Raw genomic sequence first — 11,136 nt, forward strand, 5'->3', positions numbered from 1 at the left:
CAATCTCGTGCCCCCCCGGGCGGTCTTTCTACGCGCTCGCACGCCGCTCGGCAAAACCGAGCGCAGTCATATTTATCAGGTTCGTGGTGAGAAACACTGCGGCACAACCGACAAAGCCAAAACGTTCGCCGACTGCCCACAGGCCGGCCACGGTCAGGACGGCGGTCATGGTGCGGATGGCGAGCATCGGTCGCGAGACGCGCAGGACGATCAGCGCCGTCTCGCAAGGCTGGGTCAGGCCGCTGAAGAAGAAGCCGACCGCCATCAGCGACACGCCGACGGCATAGACGACGTAGTCCTGGCCGAAGGCGAGGTTCAGCAGCAGCGGCGACAATATGCCGACGATCAGCAGATAGGGCGTGGTCAGCAGCCACACCGTCCGGCGGGTCGCCGCGATGGAGGTCCGAAGGCCTTGCTTGCCGTGGGTGGCCAGGGCGCGGGCGGCGCGGGGCTTGTCCAGCGTGTCCACGGCCGCGACGGCCGCCATCGCGGGATTGGTCAGGGTCCGTGCGGCGGTGAAGCCCGCCGCCGCCGAGGCGCCGCCGAAGACGCCGACCAGCAGGATGACGGCGGTCGTATAGATCGCGAATGGAATGGAGGTCAGGGCCATCCAGACGGCGAAGCGCCAGTGGCCGGTCCAGACGTCGATGATCCGGGGCAGGGACACCAGCTTCGGCGTCACCAGGATCAGTCCGCCGATGATGCCGGCGACCGCGCCGATCGGCCAGGCCATGGCGCCGAACGTCAGGCTGCCCTTGAAGATCAGCACGCCGGCGGCGGTGCAGGTCAGCAGGGTCGCGTAAAGCGCCGAGCAGCAGGCCGCCGCGATCGGTCGTTCGGCCTGGTACAGGCGACGGCGGATGAATTCCAGGGTGCAGATGGCCGGCGAGACGATCGCCGCATAGCGCAGGGCCTTGGGGATCCAGTCGGAGGCCGTGATCAGGCCGCCCATGGCCGCGATCAGATAGAGCCCGCCTCCCAGCGCCACGCACACTGCGATATTGATCCACCACCAGGCGTCCATGACGTCGTGCTGGGATTTCTTGTCGCTGGCGTCGAGGATGAAGGGCAACACGACGAGCGAGCGGTGCAGGCCCCATCCGAAATAGTGCGCGCCGATCATCATGCCGATGATGGCGAAGTCGGCATGGACGAAGGCGCGGGCCAGCAAAGCGCTGGCCAGCATGTTGGCGACGCCCTGGAATCCCTGATCGGCGAAGGAGGCGATCCTGGGGATCCGCTGCTCCATCATGCGCAAGACGGATTTGAAGCGCGCGAGCCCAAGGTCCATAACTGGGTTGCTTATCAACCGATTATCCTCGCCGCCAGTCAAAGCTATAGTCGGGCTCGTAATTGGCGGGAAACTCGCCAACAAACTGTTTCGATCGGCGGCGACAAACTCTTTTTATGTCTATTCATGGTTGGACCACTAGGAAGAGACAGGATAAACGCAAATAGATGGCTTTATGTCTCCGCGACGGATGCGTCGTGATAAAGCGGCATATCGGAGCTTAGATGAAGTCTGGCGGCGTGGCGTTGAAAGCGAGGCGGGGCGTGAGCCTTTCACCGCTCCGCATTGGCGTCGGACTTCTATGCATACTCTCCTTTCTAGGCGTCCTGGCGCTTGGCGGCGCGTTCAGCCGTACTCTCGATCTTTTGACGCATGGTACGCCGCTGTTTGGTCTGGCGGGCGTGATCTTGTGCGCGCTGTCGCTGCGCCGTGCGCCCCGCGCCTGGGGCAAGGCGGCGCTGGGCGGCTTGGGCGCGGTGGCCAGCCTGTGGCTGGTCGGGCCCGAGTTCGCGGCCGGGATCGGGGCGCCAAAGCCGGCGCCGGGCGCGCCGACCGTGACCCTGCTCACCCAGAATCTGTGGACCAGCAACGCCAGGCCCAGCCAGACCGTGGCGGCCATCCTCAAGGCCGACGCCGACATCGTCGTGCTGCAGGAAGTGCGGGGCAATTCCATCGACATCGCCGCCAAGCTGGCGAGCGCCTATCCCTATCGGGCCAACTGCGCCGAGAAGTCGGAGTGGTGCTACATGGCCATCCTGTCACGCCGCCCGATCAAGGCTTGGGACTATCACGTCGCCGATTGGCTGCCGCCCGACTATGACCGCCTGGCCCTGATCCGCGCCACGATCGATGGCGGCCCGACGGGCTCCTTCGAGGTGATCGGAACACACCTGGTCCATCCGGACATCAAGGGCGTGGGCGAGGCCCAGGCGCGCCAGACGGTGGAAGCGATCGCGGGCGCCGATCCCCGGCGCGCGATCTTCGTCGGCGATTTCAACCGCGTGCCCTGGTCCTTCGCCATGCGCCGGATCGACCATGGCGTCGTGCTGGCGCGCCGTACGCACGGCCTGGCGACCTGGCCTCAGCGCATGCCGCTGTCCGACGGCAGTTTCGCCTTCCCGGTCCCGTTCCTGCCGATCGACCAGGTGTTCGCCGGCAGCAGCTGGAAGGTCGCCAAGATGCGGCGTGTCGCTTCCGGCGGGTCCGACCACTACGGCGTCCTCACCACCCTGGCGTTCGAGCCATGAGCCGCGGCGCCCTCCTGTCGCCTGGACGCGTCGACGACGCCAAGAGCCACGTCCTCTGCGGCCTGGTCGTGGTTCCCCTGTTCCTGGCGCTGATCGCCCTGGCCGCCAACGAGGACGCCCTGGCGGCGATCTTCGCCATGGTCCAGATCGCGGCGACCCTGGCGATCATCGCGTTGCTGTGGCGTCAGACCTCGTCGCGCTTCTGGCTGCGCGCCGCGCCCTGTGCGGCTCTGGTGGCGCTGATGATCGGATGGATCCTGATCGCCGATCGCATCGCGCCGCTGCGGCTGGCGCGCGACGCCGCTCCGCTGGAGCTGCTCAAACTGATCGGATTGGTGGCCGGCGCCCTGGGCGCGAGCCTCGTTGCACAATCGCGCCGACGTTTCCTACGATTGACGCTCTGGATGGTGGCGATCGGCCTTTTCTACACCTTGTTTTCACTTTGGGCGGCACAGGTTCATCCCTTGACGGTTTGGGGGCAGTCGAAGGGCGCCCACACCTATCGCTTTTCGGGCACCTTGCTAAACGCCAACGCTGCCGGTTGTGTCTTTGGAATGATCGGACTGGTTTCCCTGGGGCTCATGCACAAGCAGTTGGAGCACATGGATCTTAGAACGTCGGCGCTGCGCGATTACATCGCCCTGGCGCTGTCGGCGTGCGGCCTGATCGCGGCGCTGGGCGCCTGCGCCCTGACCGTCTCGCGCACCAGCCTGGGCGTCACCGTCGTGCTGGCCCTGGTCGTCACGGCCATCGCGGCCCATCGCTCGCGCAACAAGATCATACTGGGCGTCTCGCTGCTGCTGCTGGCGGGCGGGGCGATCTTCGCCGGAGGGCAGGTGACCTCGCGCTGGGACACGGTGTCGGCCGACGCCGTCGCCCGGGCCGAAAGCTATCGCCACTACGCCCAGGGCCTGACGGAGGCGCCGCTGTTCGGCGCCGGCCTCGGCACGTTCAAGCTTTGGAACATGGCGCATCTGACCGTCGGCAACGCCTTCGCCTTCTCGCCCAACGGCGCCGCGCACGCCGCCATCCTGCAGTCGGCCATGGAAGGCGGCGCGCCCTACGCCGTTCTCATCCTGGCGGGGCTGGCGGCCTGCCTGATCCAGATCGGCGTCAAGCGCCCCGGCGCCCGGAGCCTGGACGCCACCGCGATCGGCATGCTGGCTGCCTGGGTGCTGGCTGTCGCCTGTTCGTTTCTTGACATCGCGCTCAACGTACCCGCCTTAGCAGGCCTTGCCTTCGTCCTGCTCGGGGCGGTGTGGGGCCTGAGAGCTCCGGTTCGGAAAACCACCCTGTCGGCCCCGGAGCCTGCCCATGTTTGAGGTTCTGTTGGGCCTGGCGGCGATCTTCTTCGTCCTCTCCATCCACCCCTACACGATCTATCCGCTGACCCTGTCGCTGCTGCGCCCGCGCGAGCCATGGGTGTTGTCGGACGACTGGACCCGTCCGTCCGTGGCGATCTGCATGTCGGCCTACAACGAAGAGCGCGTGATCGTCGCCAAGGTCGAGCAGCTTCTGGCCATGGCGGCCGACTATGGGCCCGCCACCATCCATATCTATGTCGACGGCTCCGCCGATGCGACGGCGGCGCTGCTGCAGCCCTATGCCGACCGCGTGCGCCTCGTGGTCTCGGAAGAACGGCGCGGCAAGACGGCGGGGTTGAAGGACCTGGTCTCGACGACGCAGAGCGACCTGCTCGCCTTCACCGACGCCAACGTTCAGGTGCCGGCCGACAGCCTGACCAGTCTGGCGGCCGCGCTGCAGGACCCGACAGTGTGCTGCGCGTCCGCGCGCCTGCTCTACACCAATCCCGATGAGACCGGCGTCAGCGCCTCGGGCGCGATCTACTGGAGCATCGAGGAGTTCATCAAATCCCTCGAAAGTCGCACCGTCGGCCTGATGGGCGTCGACGGCGCGATGTTCGTGATCGAGCGCGACGCCTATTCGCCGCCGCCGAACGACCTGATCGATGACTTCTATGTTTCGGTATCGGCCCTGCTGACCGGCAAGCGCGTGGTTTCGACCCAGTCGGTGATGGTGGCCGAGCGCAGCGCGACGCGCTGGGACGAGGAATTCAAGCGCAAGGCGCGGATCTCTTGCCAGGCCACCCGCGTGCACATGGCGTTGTGGCCCAAGCTGCGGCGCGCCGAGCCGATCGTGCTCTATGCCTATCTCTCGCACCGGGTCGTGAAGTGGATGACGCCGGTGAACATCGCGATCACCGGGATCCTGTTCCTGAGCGCGCTATGCGTGTTCTTCGGCTCGCTCCTGCCCCTGGCCGGCGCGGCGCTGCTGGGCGTGCTGCTGCTGCTCGGCGCGGTCGTGAACCTGCCCTACACCCGCATGGTGCTGACCGCCGGCATCGCGCTGGCGGGCGTGGCCTGGGGTCAGTGCGAAGCGCTATTTACGAAGCGCACCTACGCCACCTGGACCCCGGCTCCCACCGTTCGCAACTGACAGAGGAGCCTTGGCGAGGGCGGCCTGGATGGCGCCGATCGCCGCCGGATCCGAATCGGGCTCCAAGGCCGGCGCGACGCCGTTCAGGTCGATCGCTCGCAGCCACACCGCCTCTTCGGTCACGCGACGACGGGTGTCGGCGCTCAGTCGCGACCAGTTGAGTCCGGCAAAGCGAATGCGCCAGGCCCCTTCGACGGGCAGGAACGGCGAGGCCCGATAGCCGGTCTCGAACGCCTTCAGCACGTCCGGGGTGACGCCGGCGCGCACGGCGCGGGCATAGGCGAGCCAGGTCCACCAGTTGCCGGCCGTGGGGCGGGTCTCCAGCGCCTGGGTGAGCCGTTGCTCGGCCAGGGTCAGGCGGGCGTTCTGAGGGCGCCGATCGGGCGGCCCAAGGATCAGGATCACGGCGCTGGCGGCCAGGGCGCGCGGCGGGCAGCGCTTGGCGCAAGGGTCCGCCGTCGGCGCGGCATAGCCGCCGCCCACGCCCTTGATGATGTCGGAGGCGCGGGATTCCAGTTCCGCCGTGATGATCGCGTCGCGCGTGATCGACACGCCGAACGCGGCGCCGGCCACGAGACCGGCCACGATCGCCAGCCGGACAGCGTTCGACCCGGGGCTCTGGGCGGGCTTGGAGCGTCGCGAGGCCTTGCCGACGTGACCGCCCTCGGCGTTGGTCGTCCTGGCCGTGCGCGGGCGTTTGGAGGAAGCCAAGTCTTGCCTTTTCGGGACGCGGGCGACGACGCCTAGCCGCGCCGCATTATGGTCCAGCTTGTTTGACGGCGTCTAGGCGTCGGCGGTCATGATGGCGCGCCAGCGGGCGCCGAAGACGTCGAGGCTGTGAACCCGCTTGATGTAGTCGGAGCCGGCCTTGGCCGCGGCCTCGAAGCGCTGGATCTGGTCGTCGGGCGCGGTCAGGAGCTTGACCAGCTCCTCCTCGTCGTCGACCCGCAGCGGATAGTCGCCGGTGTCCATCGACTCGAAGGTGATCGAGCTGCCGATCACCGCGACGCCGTGGGCGAAGGCTTCCAGAACCTTGGTCTTGACGCCGCCGGCGATCAGCGAGGGCGTCAGCAGGACGCTGGAGCTGTCATAGACGTCGGCGAGGTCGTCCACATAGCCGTTGGAGGTGATGTGGGACGGCAGCTGGATGTCGCGCATCCAAAGGCCGTAGAAGGCCAGGGGCGCGGTCAGGTTTCGCCGTTTCCAGAGGTCGACCAGATAGTCGATGGTCAGTCGGTTCTGGGTCTGGGTGTCGGAGCCGATGAACACGAACCGCAGCGGCGCGCGCAGCTTGGTCGGCTCGGAGACGTTGAAGCTGGGCGGCGGTATGACCTCGACCACCGAGCGGGCGCGCTCGCCGCCCTGGTTGACCAGGACCTTGGCGTCTTCATACGACAGCAGCACCATGGCGTTGGCCAGATGGGCCAGCTTCACCTCGGTGGCGCGCAGGGTTCGGCGCTCGTAGCGAACGATCAGCTGGCCGATCCAGGGCGACATGGCCAAGGCGCGCAGCGGCTTGGGCAGGCGCTGCATCAGATAGCCGGGCGACAGCGGTTGGCTGGCCTTGAGAAGCAGCGACATCCGCCGCGACATCAGGTCGTCGAGGTCGACCACCACGCGCAGGTCGGGCCGGGTGAGCCGCAGGCGCTTGATCAGGGAATAGGTCCGGACGCCGTCGGCATAGACCGCCACGCAGTCGTCGGGGATCTGGGCGATGATGGCCTTGTGGTCGCTGGACGCGGCGAACAGCGCGCACTGCAGCGGCAAGGGTTCGCCTCGCAGCAGGCTGGCGATCCAGGTGGTCAGGGATTCCCAGATCCGGCGCACGGACATGTCAGTCAGCACCGACGGCAGGCGCACCACGCTCAGGTCGGTGTCGTGGGCGAGGCTGGCGCGGATGGCGTGGGCGATCCGAAGACGACCATCCATACGCTTGCCATCGAGCTCTCGGGTCGAGACCATCACCACGCGGGGGCGGGTCATATGCGGGCGCGCGTGGAGTGTCATTGTCCTTCGAGATCTAGCCTTAAATGTTCGGCTAATCTCAGCGATAGGGCCAAGATGGTTAAGGTAGGATTTGCCTGACTGGAAGTTGGAAAAATAGCCCCGCTGGCGACGAAAATATTTTCGACGCCATGAACGCGACAATTTTCATCGACCACGCCCTGGCTTGGATCGAGAGACATTCTGGCCGCGCCGAGATGATGGCCGCCATAGGCGCCTTCGGTCCTGGCCTTCTGCACGAGCTCTTCGGGATCGTAACTCAGACGACCGACGCCTGTACGCTCCAGTTCGCGTCCCAATACGGCATAGGCCTTGAGCAGGCTGTCGGTGTCCTGCTGGCTCATCCGCCAGTCGGCGCGCAGTCTCGGCATGCCCAGGCTGTCGCGGTCCTCTGACAGCGTGAGGCGGCTGTCGGGATTGGGGACCTGCTCGGCGTGGAATTCCATGGTGTAGCGGCCCGTTCGGGACTTCAGCACGACGGACGGCAGTTTGCGGTCGGCCAGGATACGCTTGCGCACCCAGGTGTCGGCGAACACCGCGAGGCGGCCGGGATTGCGCAGGACGTTGCCGACATGGCGCAGGTGGGCGAACGGCGGACGCGAGCCCTCGCGGAATTTCCGGCTGTATTCGTAGAGCACCAAATCCTTGACCAAGAACATCGCCGACAGGATCGGATCGCCGTGCGCCGGATCGCTGGGATCGGGCAACTGGGTGCGGAAGATCACGTTCAGGCAGCGCAGCTCGCGCTGGGCCTCCGCCGTCAGCGCCAGCCTCCGCCGCACATAGACGCCGCCGGCGTCCAGGGCGTAGTCGAAGGCGACCTTTTCCGGCTCGGCGAATTCGATCTCGCCGGCGGTGGCGGCCAGGTGGCTCATATAGTGGCGGCCGAGATGGTCGCTGTCGTTGCCGATCCCGGCGGGCTTGACGTCGTTCGAGGCCAGCATCAACCGGACCGTCTCGAGGCCGCCCAGCGCCAGCACGTAGCGCCGCGCCTTGACGGCGACGACCTTGCCGTCGGGATCGCGCGCCTCAAGATGATCGACTTGGCGTCCGTCCGAGGTCAGGCGGATCGCGGTGACCGGCGCGTCCATCAGCACCCGGACATTGGCCGCCTTGGCCAGCGCCTCTTCGTGCCGTCGCCAGAAGTCCGTCGGCCGGCTGAAGCGCTCGAGGCGTGTGCGCAGGACGTCACCGTCCAGGCCCGGCGCGAATTCGGTCTGCTCGCCCGGCAGGCTGGTGGCCGGATCGTAGTCGAACGGGCCGGCCTCGGCCGCGTCCTGGGCCGCACGATAATAGGGCGTCAGCGTATTCAGGGCGAAGGGCCAGCCGGGGCCGGCGACCCAGTCGCGTTGCTCGAAATCGATCGGGTCGAACGGCATGCAGCGGCCGCCCCAGATGCGGCTGGCTCCGCCGATGGCCCGCACACGGAAGTTATGCAGCCAGGGATGGCTGCGCGGATCGACCAGTTCGCCGCGATAGACGTCCTGCGAGGCCTTAGTCTCGCGTCGACCGCCGGCCTCCAGGACCAGCACCGACAAACCCGAGGCGATGAGGCTGTTGGCGAGGGTCAGGCCCGCCGCGCCGCCGCCCACGACACAGATATCCGCCATCGGCTCTAGCGGTAGATCGGCCCAGCCGATGATCATGGGGCGGGTGCTCCGAGCCGTTTCGAGATGCGCCCTCGTATAACAGCGATCCTAAAACGATGTTGATGCGCCCTTGATTCAGGAACCATGAAGCGCAAGAAGGTTTGACGGTCCAGTCGTGGCATATCCTACGCGGCGCCGGATGTCCGTTGGCGGGCGCCGGAGCCGGCCGCCAAAGACACTAAGGAGCGCATTTGTTCGGCTTTCGCAAAGCGAAGGCTCAACCGCGAGCGGTTAGGCCCCCACCCGTCATTCCATCCGGGAAGTTGATCTACGCTATCGGCGATGTTCATGGGCGCGTGGATCTGCTGCGGCAATTGCTGGACATCATCAGGCAGGACCATCAGCAGCATGTGACGCCGTACCCGCCGGCCCTCGTCTTCCTGGGCGACTATATCGACCGGGGCGGCGCCAGCAATCAAGTCATCGAAACCCTGATGGAGCTGCAGCAGGACGATTCCATTGAATTGATGGCGCTGCGCGGAAATCACGATCAGTTCCTGCTCGATTTCCTGACCCAGCCGCTGCTCGGCAAAGCTTGGATCAATTTCGGCGGGTCGGCGACGCTGGCCTCGTACGGCGTGCCCGTGCCCAAGACGATTTCCGATGACGGCGCCTGGCTGGCCACCTGCGAACAGCTGACCGAGGCCATTCCGCCCGAACACATCGCCTTCCTGGAAAGCACGCACTACTGCGCCACCTTCGGCGACTATGTGTTCGTGCACGCCGGGGTGCGGCCCGGCGTGCAACTGCAGGATCAGAGGCCCGCCGACCTGATGTCGATCCGGGAGACCTTCCTGGCCACGGACGACGCCCTGCCAGGACGTGTGGTGGTGTTCGGCCATACGCCGTTCGAGGCGCCGTTGGTCGAGGGCGACAAGATCGGATTGGACACGGGGGCCTGCGCCACCGGCGTGCTGACGGCGCTGGCGCTGTTCAACGACACGCGCCGCTTCCTGCAGACCGTCGACAAGCGGACCGCGTGGGACGTGCCGCCGCCGATCCTGTCGGAGAAGGACCGTCCGCGCCGTTTGTAGCCGGCGTCAGCCGTAAGCTCTGCGCCATTCGACGAAGCGCTGCAGGCCCTCGGCGAGCTTGATCCTGGGCTTGTAGCCGGTGAGGGCGTTGAGCTTGTCGATATTGGCGAAGGTGGCGGTGACGTCGCCGGGCTGCATCGGGCGCATGATCTTCCTGGCCTCGACGCCGAGCGCGGCTTCGAGGGTGGAGATCATCTCCATCAGGCCGACCGGATCGTTGTCGCCGATGTTGTAGACCTCGTGGCCGCCCTGGGCGGGCGGGTTGTCGAGCACCCCAATGATCCCGTCGACGATGTCGTCGATATAGGTGAAGTCGCGGGCCATCTTGCCCTCGCCATAGACCTCGATCGGCTCGCCCGCGAGGATCTTCTGGGTGAAGCCGTAATAGGCCATGTCCGGCCGGCCCCAGGGACCGTAGACGGTGAAGAACCGCAGGCCCGATTGCGGGAAGCCGTACAGCGCCGCATAGCTCTGGCTGATCAGCTCGCAGGAGCGCTTGGTGGCGGCGTAGAGCGACACCGGCTGTTCGGCCGGATCGCTTTCCTTGAAGCCCGAACCATTGAGCGGTCGGTCGCCATAGACGCTGCTGGACGAGGCGTAGACCAGATGCTCGACGCCGGAATGGCGGCAGGCCTCCAGCACTGCCAGATGGCCGGCCAGGTTGCTGCGCTCGTAGGCGAAGGGGTTGTCGATCGAGTAGCGCACGCCGGCTTGGGCGGCCAGGTGGACAACCCGCTTGGCCCCCGAGCCCTTGACCAGGTCCAGCAGGGCCTCGTGGTCGGCGATGTCCATGCGGACCATCGTGAAGCCTTCGCGGCCGTCCAGCCGGGCGGCGCGGGCGGCCTTCAGGGCGGGATCGTAATAGGCGTTGAAGACGTCGACGCCGATCACCGTCTCGCCGCGATCGAGAAGGCGTTCGGCGACGTGCATGCCGATGAAGCCGGCCGCACCGGTGATGATGACGGGATCGGCCATGCTCAGCCCCGCCCGATGCTGGCGTAGGTGAAGCCGTGGCGGACCATTTCGCTGGGCTTGTAGACGTTGCGCAGGTCGACCACGACGGGCGTGGCCATCAGTGACTTCAGGCGGTCCAGATCGAGCGCCCGGAACTGATCCCACTCGGTCAGGATGACCAAGGCGTCCGCGCCTTCGGCGGCCTCGTAGGAGCCGGCCTTGAAGTCGACGCCCGGCAGCATCTTCTCGGCTTCGTGGCGGCCTTCCGGGTCATAGGCCTGGACCTTGGCGCCCAGGGCCTGCAGGGCCGGCAGGATGTCGAGGCTGGGCGCGTCGCGCATGTCGTCGGTATTGGGCTTGAAGGTCACGCCCAGGACGCCGATGGTCTTGCCGGACAGATCGTCGGAGCCGATGGCGTTGGCGACCTTGTCAGCCATCGCCTTCTTGCGCGCGTCGTTGACCGCGACCGTGGTCTCGATCAGCCGCACGGGCGCGCCGTA

General features: G+C 66.7%; 10 protein-coding genes. 4 read left to right on the forward strand and 6 right to left on the reverse strand.

Going from position 1 to position 11,136, the window contains the following annotated elements:
- Nucleotides 1-28 precede the first annotated feature (28 nt).
- The gene (locus tag AC1RUS_RS14005; RefSeq protein ID WP_492917080.1) at nucleotides 29-1,258 is read right to left on the reverse strand and encodes a lipopolysaccharide biosynthesis protein; all 1,230 of its coding nucleotides are present in this window, start codon (nucleotides 1,256-1,258) and stop codon (nucleotides 29-31) included.
- Nucleotides 1,259-1,698: 440 nt separating this feature from the next.
- Between AC1RUS_RS14005 and AC1RUS_RS14010 the strand changes: the two genes are divergently transcribed.
- The 3 genes from AC1RUS_RS14010 to AC1RUS_RS14020 are packed head-to-tail and all read left to right on the forward strand — an operon-like array spanning nucleotide 1,699 to nucleotide 4,995.
- The gene (locus AC1RUS_RS14010; protein ID WP_492917082.1) at nucleotides 1,699-2,538 is read left to right on the forward strand and encodes an endonuclease/exonuclease/phosphatase family protein; all 840 of its coding nucleotides are present in this window, start codon (nucleotides 1,699-1,701) and stop codon (nucleotides 2,536-2,538) included.
- Nucleotides 2,535-3,860 (forward strand): O-antigen ligase family protein, encoded by a 1,326-nt coding sequence (locus tag AC1RUS_RS14015; RefSeq protein ID WP_492917084.1) that lies wholly within the window; start codon nucleotides 2,535-2,537, stop codon nucleotides 3,858-3,860. The genes AC1RUS_RS14010 and AC1RUS_RS14015 overlap by 4 nt, the downstream gene beginning before the upstream one ends.
- Nucleotides 3,853-4,995, forward strand: coding sequence for a glycosyltransferase (locus AC1RUS_RS14020; RefSeq protein ID WP_492917086.1), 1,143 nt, complete (start codon nucleotides 3,853-3,855; stop codon nucleotides 4,993-4,995). The genes AC1RUS_RS14015 and AC1RUS_RS14020 overlap by 8 nt, the downstream gene beginning before the upstream one ends.
- Here the strand turns inward: AC1RUS_RS14020 and AC1RUS_RS14025 are convergent.
- The 3 genes from AC1RUS_RS14025 to AC1RUS_RS14035 form a co-directional block, all read right to left on the reverse strand.
- Nucleotides 4,939-5,706 carry a hypothetical protein gene (locus AC1RUS_RS14025; RefSeq protein ID WP_492917088.1) on the reverse strand — a complete coding sequence of 256 codons (768 nt, stop codon included), beginning with the start codon at nucleotides 5,704-5,706 and terminating at the stop codon, nucleotides 4,939-4,941. The two genes, AC1RUS_RS14020 and AC1RUS_RS14025, sit on opposite strands and share 57 nt — an antisense overlap.
- 72 nt (nucleotides 5,707-5,778) lie before the next feature.
- Nucleotides 5,779-6,978, reverse strand: coding sequence for a glycosyltransferase (locus tag AC1RUS_RS14030; protein WP_492917090.1), 1,200 nt, complete (start codon nucleotides 6,976-6,978; stop codon nucleotides 5,779-5,781).
- Nucleotides 6,979-6,998: 20 nt separating this feature from the next.
- Entirely contained in the window at nucleotides 6,999-8,645 is a 1,647-nt protein-coding gene (locus AC1RUS_RS14035; protein ID WP_492917092.1) for an FAD-dependent oxidoreductase, read from the reverse strand.
- 266 nt (nucleotides 8,646-8,911) lie between these two features.
- Here AC1RUS_RS14035 and AC1RUS_RS14040 point away from each other — a divergent pair, with 266 nt between their 5' ends.
- Entirely contained in the window at nucleotides 8,912-9,682 is a 771-nt protein-coding gene (locus tag AC1RUS_RS14040) for a metallophosphoesterase (protein ID WP_492917094.1), read from the forward strand.
- A gap of 6 nt (nucleotides 9,683-9,688) precedes the next feature.
- Here AC1RUS_RS14040 and AC1RUS_RS14045 read toward each other — a convergent pair whose 3' ends face one another.
- Together AC1RUS_RS14045 and AC1RUS_RS14050 are read right to left on the reverse strand one after the other, a co-directional pair.
- Nucleotides 9,689-10,663, reverse strand: a complete 975-nt coding sequence (locus AC1RUS_RS14045) for an NAD-dependent epimerase/dehydratase family protein (protein ID WP_492917128.1) — start codon at nucleotides 10,661-10,663, stop codon at nucleotides 9,689-9,691.
- Nucleotides 10,660-11,136 (reverse strand): UDP binding domain-containing protein (locus AC1RUS_RS14050; protein WP_492917096.1); only part of this gene is annotated, 477 nt, incomplete at its 5' end. The genes AC1RUS_RS14045 and AC1RUS_RS14050, both read right to left, overlap by 4 nt.

The sequence above is a fragment of the Caulobacter sp. GW821-FHT10F06 genome, from assembly GCF_058809215.1.